The 17,244-nt window shown below is 57.0% G+C and carries 19 protein-coding genes; 5 read left to right on the forward strand and 14 right to left on the reverse strand.

Annotation, left to right across the window (positions count from 1 at the left end):
* Positions 1–12: 12 nt before the first annotated feature.
* Positions 13–285 (forward strand): DUF4235 domain-containing protein, encoded by a 273-nt coding sequence (locus G437_RS0106790; protein WP_024331814.1) that lies wholly within the window; start codon positions 13–15, stop codon positions 283–285.
* Between the two features lies 1 nt (position 286).
* On the opposite strand, the gene G437_RS0106795 is transcribed toward G437_RS0106790, so the two are convergent.
* From G437_RS0106795 to G437_RS0106840, 10 genes are all read right to left on the reverse strand, one after another.
* Positions 287–1,861: a PQQ-binding-like beta-propeller repeat protein gene (locus tag G437_RS0106795; protein WP_024331815.1), complete on the reverse strand. Its 1,575-nt coding sequence runs from the start codon at positions 1,859–1,861 to the stop codon at positions 287–289.
* Positions 1,861–3,177 (reverse strand): DUF4921 family protein, encoded by a 1,317-nt coding sequence (locus G437_RS0106800; protein ID WP_024331816.1) that lies wholly within the window; start codon positions 3,175–3,177, stop codon positions 1,861–1,863. The genes G437_RS0106795 and G437_RS0106800 overlap by 1 nt, the downstream gene beginning before the upstream one ends.
* A 59-nt stretch (positions 3,178–3,236) precedes the next feature.
* Positions 3,237–3,635 carry an ACT domain-containing protein gene (locus G437_RS0106805; RefSeq protein ID WP_024331817.1) on the reverse strand — a complete coding sequence of 133 codons (399 nt, stop codon included), beginning with the start codon at positions 3,633–3,635 and terminating at the stop codon, positions 3,237–3,239.
* A 163-nt stretch (positions 3,636–3,798) separates the two neighbouring features.
* Positions 3,799–4,041 (reverse strand): CsbD family protein, encoded by a 243-nt coding sequence (locus G437_RS0106810; protein ID WP_024331818.1) that lies wholly within the window; start codon positions 4,039–4,041, stop codon positions 3,799–3,801.
* 51 nt (positions 4,042–4,092) lie between these two features.
* Positions 4,093–4,701, reverse strand: coding sequence for a hypothetical protein (locus tag G437_RS0106815; RefSeq protein ID WP_024331819.1), 609 nt, complete (start codon positions 4,699–4,701; stop codon positions 4,093–4,095).
* Positions 4,698–5,327 carry a hypothetical protein gene (locus G437_RS0106820; RefSeq protein ID WP_024331820.1) on the reverse strand — a complete coding sequence of 210 codons (630 nt, stop codon included), beginning with the start codon at positions 5,325–5,327 and terminating at the stop codon, positions 4,698–4,700. Before G437_RS0106820 ends, G437_RS0106815 begins: the two co-directional genes overlap by 4 nt.
* Entirely contained in the window at positions 5,324–5,686 is a 363-nt protein-coding gene (locus tag G437_RS0106825; protein WP_024331821.1) for a hypothetical protein, read from the reverse strand. The genes G437_RS0106820 and G437_RS0106825 overlap by 4 nt, the downstream gene beginning before the upstream one ends.
* Positions 5,686–5,883, reverse strand: coding sequence for a DUF2273 domain-containing protein (locus tag G437_RS0106830; RefSeq protein WP_024331822.1), 198 nt, complete (start codon positions 5,881–5,883; stop codon positions 5,686–5,688). The genes G437_RS0106825 and G437_RS0106830 overlap by 1 nt, the downstream gene beginning before the upstream one ends.
* A complete protein-coding gene (locus tag G437_RS0106835) occupies positions 5,880–6,434 on the reverse strand; it encodes an Asp23/Gls24 family envelope stress response protein (protein ID WP_024331823.1) in 555 nt (184 codons plus the stop codon). The genes G437_RS0106830 and G437_RS0106835 overlap by 4 nt, the downstream gene beginning before the upstream one ends.
* A 181-nt stretch (positions 6,435–6,615) precedes the next feature.
* Positions 6,616–7,071 (reverse strand): gamma-glutamylcyclotransferase family protein, encoded by a 456-nt coding sequence (locus G437_RS0106840; RefSeq protein ID WP_024331824.1) that lies wholly within the window; start codon positions 7,069–7,071, stop codon positions 6,616–6,618.
* A 183-nt stretch (positions 7,072–7,254) separates the two neighbouring features.
* Here G437_RS0106840 and G437_RS0106845 point away from each other — a divergent pair, with 183 nt between their 5' ends.
* Entirely contained in the window at positions 7,255–7,677 is a 423-nt protein-coding gene (locus G437_RS0106845; protein WP_024331825.1) for an Hsp20/alpha crystallin family protein, read from the forward strand.
* 57 nt (positions 7,678–7,734) lie between these two features.
* On the opposite strand, the gene G437_RS0106850 is transcribed toward G437_RS0106845, so the two are convergent.
* Complete coding sequence (locus tag G437_RS0106850; protein ID WP_024331826.1) at positions 7,735–8,586, reverse strand: aldo/keto reductase; 852 nt, start codon at positions 8,584–8,586, stop codon at positions 7,735–7,737.
* 107 nt (positions 8,587–8,693) lie between these two features.
* Here G437_RS0106850 and G437_RS0106855 point away from each other — a divergent pair, with 107 nt between their 5' ends.
* Entirely contained in the window at positions 8,694–9,593 is a 900-nt protein-coding gene (locus tag G437_RS0106855) for an RDD family protein (protein WP_024331827.1), read from the forward strand.
* 133 nt (positions 9,594–9,726) lie between these two features.
* Here G437_RS0106855 and G437_RS0106860 read toward each other — a convergent pair whose 3' ends face one another.
* Positions 9,727–11,637 (reverse strand): ABC transporter ATP-binding protein, encoded by a 1,911-nt coding sequence (locus tag G437_RS0106860; protein ID WP_024331828.1) that lies wholly within the window; start codon positions 11,635–11,637, stop codon positions 9,727–9,729.
* Positions 11,634–13,394 (reverse strand): ABC transporter ATP-binding protein, encoded by a 1,761-nt coding sequence (locus G437_RS0106865; protein ID WP_024331829.1) that lies wholly within the window; start codon positions 13,392–13,394, stop codon positions 11,634–11,636. The genes G437_RS0106860 and G437_RS0106865 overlap by 4 nt, the downstream gene beginning before the upstream one ends.
* A gap of 111 nt (positions 13,395–13,505) precedes the next feature.
* Here G437_RS0106865 and G437_RS0106870 point away from each other — a divergent pair, with 111 nt between their 5' ends.
* Together G437_RS0106870 and G437_RS0106875 are read left to right on the forward strand one after the other, a co-directional pair.
* Positions 13,506–14,393: an SGNH/GDSL hydrolase family protein gene (locus G437_RS0106870; RefSeq protein ID WP_024331830.1), complete on the forward strand. Its 888-nt coding sequence runs from the start codon at positions 13,506–13,508 to the stop codon at positions 14,391–14,393.
* A 41-nt stretch (positions 14,394–14,434) separates the two neighbouring features.
* Positions 14,435–16,003, forward strand: coding sequence for an aspartate:alanine exchanger family transporter (locus G437_RS0106875; protein WP_024331831.1), 1,569 nt, complete (start codon positions 14,435–14,437; stop codon positions 16,001–16,003).
* Here the strand turns inward: G437_RS0106875 and G437_RS0106880 are convergent.
* Positions 16,000–17,232: a M18 family aminopeptidase gene (locus G437_RS0106880; RefSeq protein WP_024331832.1), complete on the reverse strand. Its 1,233-nt coding sequence runs from the start codon at positions 17,230–17,232 to the stop codon at positions 16,000–16,002. The genes G437_RS0106875 and G437_RS0106880 overlap by 4 nt on opposite strands.
* Positions 17,233–17,244: the final 12 nt, after the last annotated feature.

The following is a 17,244-nucleotide window of genomic DNA, read 5'->3' on the forward strand; positions in this document are numbered from 1 at the left end:
CTAGGAGGAAACATGGACATTGGTTGGAAAGTTGCTAGTGCTGCTTCGGTAGCGGGCGCAGGCTTTGTTGCAGATCGTCTAATTGATTTAGTTTGGAAAGGCTTCACAGGCCACAAGCCGCCGCGTGGCAGCGAGGACGAGGCCGTGGCAAACATGCTCGAGGTTGCTCTGTTTGGCGCCTTGTCGGGCTTAACGGTGGCGCTAATTCAGCGCCTGGCAGTGCGTGGCACCTCGAAGTGGTATGGCGGTAAAAACAAGAATGCCCTTGCTAACGCCAAGAAGTAGCTTATAGCTCGCCGGCTAGGCACACCGCCGAGACTTTGGGATCGTAGGTGGGGGACTGCACCGAGATCATGGTGCGTGCCCTAGGATCGCCCTTACAGAATTCGCTCAGCGTATTAACGTCGGCGTTTCTATCGGCCTGCTCCGAGGTAACTACGCTCGATATTTCGAGCGTTCCGTCTAGTGAGCAGGCGGCTTTCATCATGGTCACGTCCGCGCTCTCGTTGGACACGCGTTGAATCAGCACGCATCTGCCCGCCTCGAGTGGAGCTCGGCCGGATACTGGCTTTGGCGCAGGTGCTGCGGGTAGCCGCTTGGTGGGTCCCTTACCCCTGGCGATGGCAATTTGTCCGGAGGCCCCCGACACCAATATTTGTCCGCCCTGCCGGCTTATTCGGGGTGCGCTTCCAACCGAGACTGGCGAATCCCAAATTGGGTGCCCGTCCTCGAGAAGGTACACTTGCCCGGCTTTGGATACCGCAAGTGTGCCTAGAGGGGTTGCGGCGGCGGTGGCTAGGTCCAGCTGGTATTTCCATTTCAAGTGGCCGTCTTTGCCTACTTTCACTACCCCCGCATCGACGCCCATCTGCAGGCCAGATTTGTCTGCTGAGATGAAGATTGGCGAACCCGAGTAGGTGGCTCTGTCTGCATGAAAGAGCGGGGCGCCAATCTTACCCTCGGGGAATTCATATGGCACTTTTCCTTTGAGCGCTAGCTGGGGCAACTGCCGATCTTGCGTGCGCGGCAGGGTGAGTCCGGAGGGGAATTTGACTATTCTGTTGCCCACCAAGGCCGCCCCCTGGTTGCAATCGGGCAGTGGGGAAATATAAATGTCGTTTCCCGAAAAAAGTGGGTAACCGGAAACGCGCAGGTCTACTTTGCCTGGCTCTACTACATCCACCGTGCCGTTGGTGGAAACAACCGCCTTGCCGTTGGCAAGTGGCACTGCCATATCTGGGGTAAGGCGGGTGGTTGCGGTGGTGGGGCAACGGCTGGCCTCCGGGGGATTGGCTGGCCAGGCGGCAGTGAGTAGTTCACCTGCGGCCGATATTTGTGCGTATTGGCCTTTGGGTAGGCCGAGCAGCAAGCCTCCGTGGAAGGCGACAATCGCATTGGCCTTTGCAGGAGTTTCAAAGATCCAACTTGCCTGCCCATTGGTTGCGTTTACAGTTAACACTCGGCTGCCGGCGCCTCCTGCAGAGAGGCAGGCGAAGTCGGTCTTGTTGACCAGGGTGGACGTGCACGAGGTAATGGGAGCATTCACCTGTAGACGCCAGGGCGATTTTTGGTCGAGCCGCACTAGGGTGGTCTGCCCGTCAATCGCCGTTAGCCCCACGGTGGCGTCGCCAATTTTGGCGGGCCCTGCTGGGCTGGACTTGCCGAAGAGGGGAAAGAACGATCCCCCGAGTTCCTTGGCAGAATACACGTGGGCCAGGTGCACGTCTGCCGTTTTGGGGTGGGCTTTTTGGTAGGCCGAAATACCGAGGGCACAAACGGCTACGGCTATCGCCACCGCAAGTAAGGTGATACCAATGCGGGAGGCCCTTCGCCCGCGCGGGGGAGGTGCGGCGTGGGACATTAGCCTCGCAGCAAGGATGGATCCACCTTGCATTCCTTACCCAGGCGCATCGGGGCGATGAGGCCTTGCTCGCGCAGCGAAGTCAGTTTGGGCAGCACCCGGTCGCGCACCCCCCAGGGGTCGATGGTGTTCAGGTAAATGCGAGTGCCGCCCTCGAAACCGGCAAGAGTCGAGATGCGCCACTTTACTAGAATTCTCCACCGAAGCGGTGAGGAGACTGAGGCTGGCCGGTGGTACCACTCTTCGTTACAGGGCACGTCCGGGCCGGTAGCAGCGTGTACAGCGTGTAGAAGATCTGAAACCGCACGTACCTGTTCGGTGCTGGCCTCCCAGGGATTTACCGGGTCACCTAGGGCCCACACGGCCACGGTGGGGAAGCGGTGGCCGATTCCGGCAAGCGCAACGGCGTGCTCATTTTGGGCCAGAATTAAATCGCGGGAAGCGGCTACGGACAGGATTTCGTCGTAAATCTTGGGGTTGCGGCGCAATCGCTCCATCTCGGCTTCGATCTGTACTGGGCGTTCGTCGATTGCAACTAGTTGCTTGTGGAGGTGATCGAACGAAGCTCCAGCAGGTTTGAGCCAGTTCTGGAAGGCGGCCACGTAGCGCACTGCCGGATCAAGGCCGTATAGGTCACCCATGGAATTGCAAGTGAACTGTATATAGGCAGCGTGCTCTTCCGGGGTGAGCGTACCCGAGGAGGCCAGTTGGGAATCGTCGCTGGCGCCGTCTACGAAGTGGCGGCGGGCCACAATCACGTCGTGTCCGCCCGTGAAAAATCCGGTCGCCTGCGGCAGCAATTCGTCGTCGCGTTGGCCAGCAATCTTTTCTTCGGGCACCCCGTAGGCTCGCAGGCGCGCCTTGAGTACTGCCATCACGTGGTCGTAGCCAGAATCTGATGCCAAATAGGCAGCCATGCGCTCGCGCTCTGCCGTCGAGGCCTGGTGTCCGTGGTTTAGTGCCCAATAATTAGCGGAAACGATTTCAAAAAGGTTAGGAATGCGACGAAAATCGGCCACTTCCCGTGTGATCTGGTCAGCTGAAAGGCCGACCTCGTGCACCCATCGTTCTCCGCGCCGCACCAGACGATCTTTTTCGGGAGGTGTCTCGAGGTAGCGCCCGGGGCAAAATGCGCAGTGAGCACCGGCGTTGGCACTGTCTATGGGTTTGGGGTTGGGCTTTGGCACTGTCAGAGGCCGATGCCCCCGGCCCGGTACGGTCCACACTTCAGTGCCGGTCAACATGTTCTTCTGTTTAACCGTTCCGTCCTGCATTGCCACGAGGGCGGGGGAGGATTCGGTCTTCGATGAACTCATAGTTCAACCCTATAGGCAAATCGTTCCAAATAGGTGAGCGAGGCCGCCCCGGGGTTTACTCAGAGCCACCCTTGAGCTTGTTTCGAGAGGTCTTGTAGCAGTTCAATCGCGTCGTCAGTCATGCGCTTGGGAACAAAAATGTGGTCGTGGTAGAAACCGGCAATTACGTTACACGGAATAGAGCGGGCCGAAAGTGCTTGTGCTACCGCAGAAGTGAGGCCCACCATCTGGGGCGAGGATTCCACGCGCAGGGTTATGCGAGTGTAGATATCAGTTATTGGGTAGCCGGCAGCCTCAGCATCTTCGCGGGCAATCACACAGGTGGTTCCCTCGTCTTCGGCGACGGTGGCAAACACGTGAACATCTTTGGGAATCCTAGAGGAAACTAGGTAGATGTACTCGCCTTGGATCTTGGCATCTAGGCGGGCAAGCATTTGATCAAGATTAATCGGACTCATTGGATCAAAGATAACGGGAAATTTTTCTAAAAGCCATCCCCGTTCCAAAGGCTGAAAATTAAAACCCGCAGGCAGGGAATATGAAAGGTTCTTAATATTTGCCGCTGGGGCTAGTTAAAAAAAAGTTGTGGCGGGCACGAGGCCCGCCACAACCAAATCCGGACTACTTGTCGGTGAAGCCTTCTTTTAGCTTGTCGGCAGCAGCCTTTAGGTTTGCTCCTAGGTCACCGGCAGCATCCTTGGCCTTTTCGGAAAGTTCGGAAGCCTTGTCCTTGACCTCGGCGCCAACCTGATCCATGCGGCCTTCGGCCTCGGTGTCTTTGTCGCCAGTTACCTTGCCGGCAGCTTCCTTAGCCTTGCCACCTAGGTCCTCGCCAGTGTTCTTCAGTTTGTCTTCGAAAGACATATTTCCTCCTTTTATAGTGATGCAGCTGGCTGCAATCAAGTGTTTGTTGAATTAGCGAACTCGATCGGAAGAGCCGATGAGTGAACGCCAGTCGTTTTGGATCTCTACGCATATGGGCGGGGTAGTGCCCAGCAGCGAATCGACGCGGGCAATGGCTCGATCCATAATCTGGCGGATGTGAGCCGGTGAAGCGCCCTTATAGGCACCTACCTTTACTAAGATGCCCGGTTCGTTCTTGACCTCGTAGCCGTAGGTGGAAATGTTAGTTATCCACCTGTCGTCGCCCACTTCGTGCTCGATGACCTGTTGGACTAGATCGATACTGGCGGTGGTAGTGCCAGAAGAAGTCTGGGAGGGCACCAACGACGCGGCCCGAGTGCGGCCCCCACCCTGCGAAAATATGACGCAGAGGGCAACTATTACCCCAATTGCGGCAAGCGCTAACAGGGCGATTGACAACCACGAGAGGTTGCTGTTGCCCACGATGGTGCGCCTGGCTAGATCGGAGTAGTTGTCTAGAGCGGCTGGAGCATTTTGCTTGTACGCCTCTGCCGCCTTTGGCCACAGAGAGATTAGCAGCGCCCCCACCCCGCCAACTAAAAGCAAGGCCGCAAGCAGGAACAGCAAGAACCTGTTCAAAGCCCTAGGTAAGTGCTTCACTTTGCGACCTCCCCGTTAGAGTTGAGCCTGACCTGACCACTGGTAGCAGGATTCAGGCGGTAGCCTTCGATTTCGTTATTCAAAATAGACTGGATTGAGCTGGTGTCTACATCACGCCCTGAGGTGGGAGTGACGTGCACGTTCGCGTTCCTCTTCGAAAGGGAAGTAGAAACCTGCCCCTCGGGGAGCCCAGCGTGCTCGCGTACAGTGCGGGAAAGGGCGGAGGCGGTCACCTTGTCGTCGACAATGTAGGCAACGCGATTCGATTCCAGCGAGTGCCGGTCGAGGGCGCCGCCGCCCAGAGCTTTACCGAGCAACCAGAGCCCGAGCAGAATGGCTATGATCCCACCTAGAATGAGCCCCCACCGGGGTACTCCGGCAGGAAGGTCGGTAACTGCGGTGGCGATTTGGTCCCAAGACGCCAGTAGATTGGGTTTTCCGAGTGCGCTGAGAATGCGCTCTGCTATTAGCCACACCAGCACGACAGCTACCAGCAAACCCACGATAGAGGCGGTGATTGCCCTGGAAGAGTGGGTTTCGCGGCGCACCATGTACGGCACGTGCGGACCCTGCGAAGCAAGCTGGAGCGGAGCGGGCGCAGAGGCATTGGGTTTGTCAGTGCTCATTCAACCCTCCTCTTTGGCTGAGGCTTGAAGTGGATACCAGTCAAAACCATGCGCACATCGCCTATCGTGTGACCAGTGATGTGCTGAGCGTTGCGAACAATAGCCTCGCGAGCCGAATCGGCAGCGCTAAAAATGTTCGCATCTTTGGTTCGGGTTACCCTTTCCACCGTTGTTTCGGGAACGGGAGTGGAAATATCCAAGCCCAAGGCGCTTTCGGAATCGTGCAGATCTACCGAGATCTTGTCAGCCGGAACTGACAGGGCCTCGCCAACCACTGCCGCCGCAGCCCTTTTGATAGCTTTGGCGCGAATGGTGGTGTGGCCGCGGTAGGCCTGCGCGTTAGTAGTTTGTTCAGCCACTAGTCAGAAGTGGTGGTGTGCTTACCGATCAAGGCGCTCCCGACAGCGCGCAGGTCGAGCTTGCCGGTGGTGGCGCGGCCCAAAATGGCGCCAATAACCATGAACAAGGCAGTCAGGATGAAAGCCCAAAAACCGAGCTTGACTGCTACTACTGCAAGAATGGCACCTACGAAGATGCCCATCTGGGTGTTAGTCACTTTACGCGCTCCCTCTTGGTCTCGATTTCCTTAACCTCGTCCTCATCGTCGTCATCGTCGTCGATCGAGGGGATGTGAACGTCGGCAATGTCGATGTTCACTTCGGTTACCTCGAGGCCCACGAGCCCTTCGACGCCCTCGATGATCTTGGAACGAACCTTGTCGGCTACCTCGTGGAGCGGGTAGGGGTATTCGGCAACCAGGGTCAGGTCGACAGCAGCCTGAGTCTGGCCAACTTCGACGTTGATGCCCTGTTTGACGTTCTCGGAGGCGCCCATCTTGTCGCGGACCGAACCGAGGGCGCGCGAGAAGGAACCGCCAATGTCGTAAACACCGGGAATCTCGCGGATGGAAAGGCCGGCAATCTTAGCTACAACCTGGTCGGCAATAGTGGTAGTGCCGTTGCCGTTGTCTTTGCCGATGTTCGACTGGGTTACGTCAGTGCCCTTGCCCTGGGCAGTTGCGCCGTGCTTGGCGACATCTTTACGTGCATCGTTCTTTGCTGCTACGTCGGTAGGCTTTGCCGACGGCTTCTGATTTGTTGCTGCCACTTTGAGCTCCTTATTTTTCGTACAGGATGATTAAGAGCGCTGCCATAACATGTTTATGTGCTACGACACAGTCTCATTAATGAGGCTACCGGCAAACAAGAGTGTTTACCACTGGAGGCAGCATTTTTCCGCCATTGGTATAAATACAGTCACTAAATAAACTGTATTTTTATTGTTTAAACTATTCCGAAAAATCCTGCTCCCTCTTTGTCCAGTCCCCGGTGGAGGAGGGGCAGGTGTAGGAAGCGTTCTGCTCGAGGGCATTTTGGGTAGCTACATATAAGTAGGTTTCTACCTCTTTGCCGGCCCTAGGCCCATTTGCGAGGGCGGGTCTAGCAATGACTCTGGTATACAGATTTTCGCTGCTTCCTTCGCCCCAGTATCCCTCAAGTTCATCCATGTCTTCTAGAATTGATTCGAAATTTTCCCGTGCCACGTAAATGATCTCGCCAAGTATTTGACTGCCCTGATCTTTTGTGGGTACCGCCATAGGGTAGGACGGGGTTAGCAGTAGCCGGTAACCGTGCAGGATCGCAGGGGCGGTTTCTTCGACGTGTGAACCAAGAATGGCCTCGTTGTTCGTCTCGCCGGGTCGAAGAGTGCCGTAAACGAAGAAGGGCCTATATGTCGTTTCCATGGATAAAGTCTTTCACTGCAGGTGGGGTGGGTGGAGTAGGCGCGCGGCTGAGGCGCCGATCACAGAAAATGGAAACCTGAGTCGGCTAGACTCAATCTTTCGCTCGAGGTGAATTAACTAGGAAATCTGAAGTTGAGTGTCATAGACTCAAGGTGAACTTGAAGAAAGGAAAAGGAGCTTCAAATGGTCAATAAGTACGATCCCTTCCACGAAATGGAACGTCTGTTCAACTCGACTATGCGTCAGGCCTCCACTCCTGTACTGCCTATGGACTTGTACCGCCAGGGGGACAAGTTCATTGCACTGCTCGAAATGCCGGGCGTAGATCCCGAAACCATTGACATCGACGTCGAAGACCGCACCCTGACGGTGCGTGCCGAGCGCCACTCGGTAGAGGGCGACGATCTAGAATGGCTAACTCACGAACGTCCCACGGGTACCTTTGCAAGGCAGCTATCTGTGGGCTACGGGGTAGCGCTAGATAAGATCGAGGCCGAATACGACAACGGGCTGCTCACCCTTACGATCCCAGTTGCCGAAGAGGCCAAGCCCCGCAAGATTGCGGTCAAATCTTCCTCTACTAAGAAGAGCATTGACCACGAGTAGTATCGGGGGCTAGAAAGTGCCGGGGGTTTTCCCCGGCACTCCTGTTTTAACGCCCCCTTAGATGCGATCCATGGTCCTAGGTGAAGAGCCGGTACGCCCAGCCTCCCCCAGATCTAATTCGTCTAATGTTGCCAGGGCGTCCGAATCCAGGTGGAAATCAAATATTTGCGCATTCTCGTCGATGCGCTCCCTAGATGAGGCCTTTGGAAATACCACGACCCCGCGTTCGATGTTCCAACGCAACACAACCTGTGCCGGGGTGCGCCCCAACTTTGCGGCGAGCTCCTTCACCTTGGGCAGCTCCAACGCCTTGCCGCGAGCAAGGGGGCTCCAAGCCTGCACTACAATCCGGCGTTCCTGGCAGTAATTCAGCACCTCGTTGTTGGCAAAGAGCGGATGCATTTCGATCTGGTTTACGTGCGGGACCAAACCGGTTTCGTCCTCAACCCGACGCAAGTGTTCGACCTCGAAATTAGAAACCCCAACAGTGCGCGCGCTGCCGTCGGCAGCAAATTCCTGCATCATCTGAAAACACTGCGGGTAGGCCCCACCGTAACGATGCACCATGGGCCAGTGCATCAAAAACAGGTCAACGTAATCCGTTTTGAGGGCCTGCAGCGACTGTTCAAAAGACCTGCGGGCGTCGTCGGGCATGTGGTTGCCATTATTCAGTTTGGTGGTAAGAAAGATTTCGTAGCGAGGGATCCCGCTAGCCGCAATGGCGGCCCCGACCTCCTTCTCGTTGCCGTACATCTGGGCAGTGTCAATGTGGCGGATGCCAGCCGCGAGCGCCTCTTCCACAAGGCGCTGAGTGTCAGAGGGGGCAATCTTATAGGTACCGAAACCAAAAACTGGAATCGAATAGCCGCCTCTAGTGCGTCTAGTAGGAATCTTGAGAGCGGAATTCATAAAGGGTCCTCCTATCCGTTTCACTCTACCGAAATCTAGGTCCTGCGAGCTGAAAGATCAGGCAATAGACTGGTTTAGAAAGTACATCTATGCGTGTAGGAGACAAAATGTCTGATCCGAATCTAAACGGCGGTTCCACAGGCGAAAATCCCTGGCAGCCGCAACAGTCGAACCAGGCTGGCTCTACTCCTTACGGGGCTAGTCAGAATAGCAATCAACCCGGCCAAGCTGCCCAACCCGGCGAATACGGGCAGTACTCGCCAAACACAGCTGATCCCAACTACGGGCAGATGGGGCAGGCGGGCTGGGACCAAAATCCTCAGGGATACGGTAACCAGGCAAACGGCTACGGCGGCGCTGGCTACGCAGGGTACGGGCAAGGGGGCCAGTACACGGTTGTAGACGGCGAACCTCAGGTTGACAATTCCTTCAGCCCCCAGCAGGTACCGCAGGTGCCCTCGCGGCTAGCAGGCGTACAGGGGGTAAGCCTGGGCAAGCGCATCGGCACCCGCATTCTAGACGGAATACTGAACGGCATCCTGACTTTCTTAGTCTGCGGCCTGCTTGGATTTGCGGGCCTGTCGGGAACCATGAGTAACTACTCGGCCGACGAATTGGACGGCATGTCCGATCAGGAAGTAGGCCAGGTTATGGGGCCGCAAATGATAAAAACATTCCTTGCGATTGCTGCGGGCGCGTTCATCATTTTCATTTTGCTGCAGATTTTGAACTACTTCACCGGCTGGACCCTGGGCGGGCTAATTACCGGAGTTCGCACTATCGACTACAAGACCGGTAAGGGAGGCGGCTGGAGGGCCGTAGCCAAGCAGCTGATCTACTACTTCCTAAACGGCACTGGTATTGCAGTGATCGTGTTCCTCATCATCTGGTTTGCCAGCCGCGACAGCGCAGAGCGGCACTGGCTCGATCGCGTTCTAGGTACGTGGGTTATCGACACTCGCAACGGGCGCGACACCCACAAAGAACTCAAAGAGCAAGGGGCCTAACTAACGCCCAATAACAGAAGAACACCCCGAGGCTAATCCAAATTTAGGGCTAGCCCCGGGGTGCTCTTCTTTGCTAAGCGCGAGGGCGGGCGTCCCCTTCGCCCAGATGGAATCAGAGGCAACCGCCCTCGGGTTAGGCGTTTGCGCCCTCGAACTGGGACTGGTAGAGCCTGGCATAGGCGCCCCCTGCCTGCAACAACTCCTCGTGGGTGCCCTGTTCTACCACGTCGCCATCTTCCATTACAATGATGGTGGAAGCATCGCGGATGGTAGATAAGCGGTGGGCAATCACGAATGAGGTGTTTCCTTCCTGCAACCTATCCATGGCCTTTTGAACTAGTACCTCGGTGCGCGTATCTACGCTCGACGTAGCCTCGTCCAGGATTAACACGTCTGAGTGGCGCAAGAACGCCCGGGCAATGGTGACTAGCTGTTTTTCGCCTTGAGAAAGTGACCCGCCCTCGTCTGACACTTCGGTATCGTAGCCATCTGGCAGTTGCCTAATTATGCGGTCGACCTGGGTGGCTTTGGCGGCTTCAACGATTTGCTGGTCCGTGGCTGAAGCACTGCCGTAGGCTATGTTGTCGCGAATCGATCCCTTGAACAGCCAGGTATCTTGCAAAACCATCGCGCAGCGGGCGCGCACCTGAGCGCGTGTCATGTCGCGAATGTCGGTCCCGTCTATGAGGATCTGGCCGCTGTCAATCTCGTAGAACCGCATCAGCAGGTTCACTAGGGTGGTTTTCCCTGCGCCGGTCTGCCCGACTATAGCCACGGTTTGGCCGGGAGCGACCTCTAGGGAAAGATTCTTGATTACCGGCACACCTTTCTGGTAGCTGAAGGAAACATTCTTGAATTCGATGTGCGCCCCGCATCTAGTTACCTGGCCGGTGTCAGTCTTGGGCGTTTCTTCGGTTTCTTCGGCAGAATCTAGAAATTCGAAAATGCGTTCGGCGCTGGCGCCCGCGCTTTGCACGGTAGACAGCATCTGCGAAAGCTGCCCCAGGGGCGTTTGTAGCTGACGCGAGTATTGGATGAAGGCTTGCACTCCGCCTACGGACATGCGCCCTTCGAGCACCATCAGTGCGCCCACGACGCAAACAGCAACGAAAGCTAGGTTATTTACCATAGTGGTTACCGGTTGGCTGAGGCCCGACATCCAGTTTGCCCCGAAAGCGGAACGGAATAGCTCTTTGTTTTCGCGTGCAAAACGCTCCCGGAATTTGTCGCGCAAGTTGTAGGTGAGCATGATTTCGTGGCCCGAAAAGGCTTCTTCAACTGTGGATTGGACGGCTCCTGTAGCTTTCCATTGCCGCTGGAAGTAGGGCTGCGCCTTCTTCATTATGAAGAAAATAATTATTAGCCCCGCGGGCACAATCAGCAGTGCCACAATGGTCAGTTTCCAAGAGAGAGCGAACATCATAGCGAGCGTGCCGAGCAGCAAGAAGATGGAGTGGAATAGTTGGTTTACCACCTGTTGTAGCGACTGCGAGACGTTGTCAACATCGTTAGTGACGCGCGAGAGAATGTCGCCGCGAGCGGAACCGTGCAGCGCGCTGAGCGGAATGCGATTTACCTTGGCCTGCACTTTCTGCCGCAGCTCGTAGGAGACGTTTTGTACGGCCGTGCGGGTAGCTAGTCCGGAAAGCCAGTTGAGCACGGCCGAACCGACGTAGAGCCCCACCACAAGGAGCAGAATTTTGCCCAGTAGCGAATAGTCGATGCCAGCCCCGGGGACTACATCTATGCCCTGGAGCATCTTTGCCTGCTGTTGGTTTCCCGAGGCCGAAAGCTGCTTTATAACCTCGGTTTTAGTTTGTCCGGGCTGCATGTGGGCGCCGATCATTCCGGCGAAGATAACGTCGGTGGCCTTGCCTAGCAGCCGAGGGGCGCTAACTGAAGCGGCTATGCAGATAAAGGTTAGAACTATGGCTGTTCCTACGCGCAGTTTCTCGGCTCTTAGGGTGCCGAATAGGCGGCCGATGGTGCGCAGCGGGTTTTGGGCTTTTTCGCCCGGACGTTTGTTCACGTTTCTGGGGCTCATGCTGCCTCCTCGGCGCTCAGCTGTGAGGCCACAATCTCGCGGTAGGTTTGGGACGTTTTCATGAGTTCGTGGTGCGTGCCTTGGGCGGCTATTTTGCCCTGGTCAAATACTAGGATGTTGTCGGCTCCCCGCACGGTAGAAACCCGCTGAGCCACCACCAATATTGCTGCCTGCCCTACGTATTCGCGCAGGTGGGTGCGCACGCGCGCGTCGGTGGCGTAGTCCAGCGCAGAGAAGGAATCGTCGAAGATTACCAGGTCTGCATCGGTGTAGAGGGCGCGCGCAATGGTTAGGCGTTGCTTTTGTCCACCCGAGAAATTGGCTCCGCCGGATTCGACCTTGGAGTCGATGCCGTCGGCAAGTTTGTCTACGAATTCGTCGGCGGCGGCTCCGGCCAAAGCCCGCTTTACCCGCTCGCGTACCTCCTGGGTGATTTGGGCTTCGGGAATACCTGAAACGGTCGAGGCGATTGTGCCCGAGAATAGGTATGCCTTTTGGGGGACGAGGGCGACGCGCGAACGTAGCTGCGCGAGTTCTATTTCGCGTATGTCGGTGGCGCCTCCGTTCTGGTCTACTAGTTCGAGTTTTCCTTCGGAAGCGTCCATGAGGCGGGGCAGTAGGTTGACGAAAGTTGATTTGCCGGTGCCCGTGGAACCGATAATTGCTGTGGTCTTGCCAGCGGGAATGGTGACGTTGAGGCCGCTGAGGACGGGCTGTTCGGCCCCGGGATGGGTAACAGCTGCATCGGTAAAGACGTAGTCTACGGGCCCCTTTGGCATATCTTTAGGCGAGGGCGCATCCGCCACTTGTGGGCTGGTGTTTAGAACTTCTGCAATTCTGGTGGCGCTGACGCGGCCCCTGGGAATCATCATGAATAGCATTGCGGCCATCATCACGGCCCCCAAAATCATTGCCAGATAGTTGATGTAGGCCATCAGGTCACCAACCTGCATGGCGCCTGCTTCTATTTGGCCGGAGGCGAACCAGACTACGGCAGCGTTGGAAACTCCGATGATCAGCGATATCGACGGAATGAAAATGGCAAAGATGTTGCCTGCCCGCAGCTGCATGCGGCGCAGGCGAGCATTGGCCCTGCTGAAGCGCTCGGCTTCGGTTTCTTGCCTGCCGAAGGCGCGGATCACCTGGACGCCGGTGAGCTGTTCGCGCAAGACTCCGTTTACGTCGTCTATGCGCGACTGAATGCGTTTGAAGACTGGAGCTAGCAAGAACATGGCTCCACCCGCGGCGGCGGCCAGCACGGCAATCGAGACCGCTAGTATCCATGACAGCCCCATGGCTTGACGCAGGGCGGCAACGATCCCGCCGACCATCATCACCGGGGCGACAACCATTACAGTCAGGGTTACGAATGTAACCATCTGCACCTGCTGAGCGTCGTTAGTGGCTCGGGTAACCAGCGTGCCGGCGCCGAACCGGTTGATTTCGGGCAGGCCAAATTCGCCCACCTTCAAAAATTGGATCTTTCGCAACCACTTGCCGAGCGCCATGGATAGGCGCGCCCCTTGGTAAACCGCCAAGAAGGACAGGCCGGCGGACAAAAAAGAGAAAGCGATCATGGCTAATCCCGAGGATTTTACGACCTGCAGATCGCCCACGACTACACCCTTGTCGATGATTCGCGCGTTGAGTGCCGGCAAAAATAGGTTGAGCAGCGTCTGAGCTAGCTGGGCAACTATAACTATGGCGATGGCAAATTTGTGCCGGCGCAAATATTGCCAGGAGAGTTTCAGGAGCATTCGGCCTCGTATCCGTATGACGCTTAGGGCTAGTTCAAGCCTATATTCTGATTTTTGATAGCGCCCAACATATCGCCGCATTCTTCGCCTGTCATGCAATGGTGTCGAATTGTGGGGCGAAATACTATAGTCGTCACGCGCCAGCTGAAGGCGATGTGGCTGTGCGATGATTGGGCTATGGATAAGCGCAAGTTCATCAATGTTGCTGGAAAAACACTGGGTCTTACCGCCGGAGCTGCAGCAGCAGGCGGCCTTATATTTTGGCGGGCCGCAGTGCACAAATTGGCGAAGCAGCGCCGCCCCTACCGCAGGGCCTGGGAAGATGCTCAGCTCGGCATTAGTGTGGATCTGGATCGGATCAGGCAGCTCGAGGCCGCGAAACGCCCTCTCATATATGTGGCGTTAGGTGATTCGGCGGCACAGGGGATAGGTGCCACCGACGTATCCGAAGGGTACGTGGCCCGCATTGCGCGCGGGTTGGAAGAGGCAAGTGGGCGCAAAGTCCTCTGTGTAAACCTGTCGGTATCTGGGGGCACGGCTATAACGGTACTCGGCAACGAACTAGCCCAACTGCGCGGGATGGGCCTGGATGGAAGTGTCCTTACCCCGGACGTGATAACCATGGACATCGGCGGAAACGACGTAATGATGGCGCAGCTCGAGGCAAAGACTTTCGGCGGGGCAGTAGAGAAAATTCTTGCTAATCTCCCCGCGAAGGCTTATGTGGCCAATATCCCCAGCTATGTAATTGGTCGCTGGGATCGACGCGCCGCACTGTTTTCCAAGCACCTAGATGAGGCGGCCGACAAGCACGGGCACACCGTAATCGACCTGCGCACCTACTCGCGTTCGCTACCTACCTGGTTCTATCTTTTCCGGCGCCATAGCGCCGATCTGTTCCACCCCAACTCGGCTGCCTACGCTGACTGGGCGGGTATGTTCTTAGAGCGAATCTGCGCCGACAACGGATGGATCCCACCCCGGGAGGACGCCAACTAGGCGCGCATTAAAGGCAGGTTAAAACGCGGTAAGATTTTAGCGTGCTTGACCTTCTTTGTTCGCATCCACTCCTAACAGTTTTCTTAGTAGTAGCCTTGGGCGCCATATTGGGCGCGATCCCCTTCGGACCAATCCGTTTCGGGGCAGCAGGAGCTTTGTTTGTAGGGCTGGCGTTAGCGGCCGCAAAGCCGGAGCTCGGGGAGGGGATGGGACTTCTCCAAGGGCTAGGCTTGGCCCTGTTCGTCTACTCGGTAGGAGTGGGAGCAGGTACCACGTTCGTCTCGAAGTTTCGGCGGCAACTGCCACTTATGGGGATTGCCACCGCTTCAGTTTTGGTGGCCGCGATTGTTGCCGTAGTGGGTGGGCACATAGCCGGCCTGCCCAAAGCACTCACCACGGGCCTGTTCACCGGAGCGCTAACCGCCGCCCCTGCCCTCGACACGGCAGCGAAGCTCACAGGTTCGCACCAGGCAACTGTAGGGTATGCGTTGGCCTACCCGCTGGCGGTGATCGTAGGCATTGTGATTGCTGCCGTTACCGTGGGGCTCAAGTGGGCGGGCAAAAAAGACGAACCCTCCCTGGCCGGCCAGGGGCTGGTATCCTACACGGTCGAAGTGCACCGCTACATCCCAGTGCGCGAGGTTCCCGGCATGGCCACTGGCGAAGTGCGCATGTCGTATCTGCGGCGCGGAGGCCATACGCGCGTGGTAGCTCCCGGCGAGGATCTGGTGCCAGGCGACGAAGTAGTGGTAGTGGGCGTGGGCGACGCTCCTCTAGAAACGGTAGAATTTCTGGGTCAGCTGGTTGAAGAGCACCTCGCCGACGATCGTTCCGAGGTCGAATTTGAATGGTTTATTTGTTCAAATCCGGAAGTGTCGGGGCGCACCATTGCGGAGCTCAACCTGCCCGCCCGTTTTGGTTCCCAGGTGACCCGCATCCGCCGCGGAGACCTAGACCTGCTGGCTACCGACAACACCATCGTCGAACCGGGCGACCACGTAGCCGTAGTATCACCCCGCACTGAGATCGAAAAGATCTCTACTTTCTTCGGCGATTCCGAACGGCGCGTAAGTGAAATCGATGCGGTGGCGGTAGGAATCGGCCTGGTTATCGGCATGATTGTGGGCTCTGCCCAGATCCCCATGCCGGGGGACATGACATTTTCGCTGGGGCCCGCTGCCGGCCCCCTAGTGGTGGGAATGGTATTAGGCGGGTTGCGCCGCACTGGGCCTTTGGTGTGGGCGCTGCCGCAGGCAGCTAACCTCACCATGCGTCAACTCGGATTGCTGTTCTTCCTGGCGGGCCTTGGGCTAGTAGCAGGGCCGTCTTTCGTACGCATGGCTACCAGCCCCGAGGGCATCCGCGGCATTCTGGTTTCGTTTGCGATAGTGCTATTTTCCTGCTTGGCAACGGTTGGGATGTGCTTTTTTGCAGGGCTTTCTGCGCCCAGGACAGCCGGGGCAGTAGCGGGGGCGCTAGGCCAGCCCGCGGTCTTGAGCGCTGCCCAAGAACGCGTAGCTGACGAACGCATAGAAAACGCCTACGCCGCCCTCTTTGCCTTCGCCATGATCGTCAAGATCATCCTAGTTCCGGCAATTTTCGCCTTCTAAGAAGCCAGGTAAGCAGCCATTACGGCCTGGGTTGCCTCGAAGTCGGGAAGGTAGGAAACCTCGCGGGCAGAATGCATAGACAGGATCGGCTGGCCGATATCCACCGTGGTGATGCCCAGCCGCGTTGCCGTTAGCGGGGCGATTGTAGTCCCGCAAGGGCTCGAGTTATTGGAAACGAACACCTGGCTGACCGCCCCGGCCTGAGCCACAGCCGAGCTAAATATGGCCTCGCCCACTGCGTCTGTGGAATACCGCTGGGAAGCGTTGATCTTTAGGACCGGACCACCCCCAAATAGCGGGTGGTGGTTCGGATCATGTTTCTCGGCATAGTTGGGGTGCACCGCGTGGGCCACATCCGCGCTGAGACAAGTACTTTCGGCCATGAAAATTTCGCGTTCTTCTGCATTGGTAGCCCCAATGATGCGGTTCAATACGGATTCGAGGAACGGCCCGCAAGCTCCTGACCTAGATTGGGAACCGACCTCTTCGTGATCGAAGCATGCCAATACTGCCACGTGTTCGGCATCTTCCAGGTGGGCCATAGCGTGCAGGCCTGCGGCTGTAGACAAAAGATTGTCCTGGCGGGCGGAAGCTAAATAGTCGCCTGCAAACACCTTCGGCCCCTCGGTGGGGTAGGTGAAAAGGTCGTGTCCGACAATATCCGCTTTGGCGATGCCGGCTTTCTTGGCCACAAGGCCCAAAATGTCCTCTGCCTCTAAAATGGGCTGTAGGTGTTTTTGCCTGTCGAGCTCTAGGGTAGTGGAGGCACTGCGATCTAGATGTATTGCCAATTGCGGCAAGATGGCCACCGCGTCAGTGCGCACTAGGTGGGTATTCCCCGCCGTGTCTGAGATGCGTCCGGCAACCCCGAGTTCCCTGTTTAGCCACGAGTTCGGCATCATTCCCCCGTATACTTCAACGGCCAGCTGCACATAGCCGTCGGCTGTAGTGAACTGGGGGGTGGGCTTCAATTTGAAGGCTGGTGAGTCCGTGTGCGCCCCTACAATTCGGGCACCCTTTTTAGGGGAGGACGGAACGAACCAAGCGATGAATGCTCCGTCTCGCACTACCACGTGCCCGCCAGGGGCGCTGGAAAAGGGGTGGGCTTCGTCTTCGAGGCGGTAGCCGGCTTCTACAAGGAGCTGAGCTGCCCTAGCGGCAGCGTGAAACGAGGTGGGAGATTGGGCGATAAAATCCACCAAAAAATGGCGTTCGTTTTCGTGACTCATGCCTAAATACTA

Source organism: Winkia neuii subsp. neuii DSM 8576 (assembly GCF_000420405.1).
Lineage (GTDB): Bacteria > Actinomycetota > Actinomycetes > Actinomycetales > Actinomycetaceae > Winkia > Winkia neuii.

Coding starts and splice junctions, on each gene's coding strand:
- G437_RS0106820 (WP_024331820.1), bottom strand. CDS start 5,327: ATGAGCACTGACAAACCCAATGCCTCTGCGCCCGCTCCGCTCCAGCTT.
- G437_RS0106810 (WP_024331818.1), bottom strand. CDS start 4,041: ATGTCTTTCGAAGACAAACTGAAGAACACTGGCGAGGACCTAGGTGGC.
- G437_RS0106790 (WP_024331814.1), top strand. CDS start 13: ATGGACATTGGTTGGAAAGTTGCTAGTGCTGCTTCGGTAGCGGGCGCA.
- G437_RS0106840 (WP_024331824.1), bottom strand. CDS start 7,071: ATGGAAACGACATATAGGCCCTTCTTCGTTTACGGCACTCTTCGACCC.
- G437_RS0106845 (WP_024331825.1), top strand. CDS start 7,255: ATGGTCAATAAGTACGATCCCTTCCACGAAATGGAACGTCTGTTCAAC.
- G437_RS0106860 (WP_024331828.1), bottom strand. CDS start 11,637: ATGAGCCCCAGAAACGTGAACAAACGTCCGGGCGAAAAAGCCCAAAAC.
- G437_RS0106850 (WP_024331826.1), bottom strand. CDS start 8,586: ATGAATTCCGCTCTCAAGATTCCTACTAGACGCACTAGAGGCGGCTAT.
- G437_RS0106800 (WP_024331816.1), bottom strand. CDS start 3,177: ATGAGTTCATCGAAGACCGAATCCTCCCCCGCCCTCGTGGCAATGCAG.
- G437_RS0106865 (WP_024331829.1), bottom strand. CDS start 13,394: ATGCTCCTGAAACTCTCCTGGCAATATTTGCGCCGGCACAAATTTGCC.
- G437_RS0106880 (WP_024331832.1), bottom strand. CDS start 17,232: ATGAGTCACGAAAACGAACGCCATTTTTTGGTGGATTTTATCGCCCAA.
- G437_RS0106805 (WP_024331817.1), bottom strand. CDS start 3,635: ATGAGTCCGATTAATCTTGATCAAATGCTTGCCCGCCTAGATGCCAAG.
- G437_RS0106795 (WP_024331815.1), bottom strand. CDS start 1,861: ATGTCCCACGCCGCACCTCCCCCGCGCGGGCGAAGGGCCTCCCGCATT.
- G437_RS0106855 (WP_024331827.1), top strand. CDS start 8,694: ATGTCTGATCCGAATCTAAACGGCGGTTCCACAGGCGAAAATCCCTGG.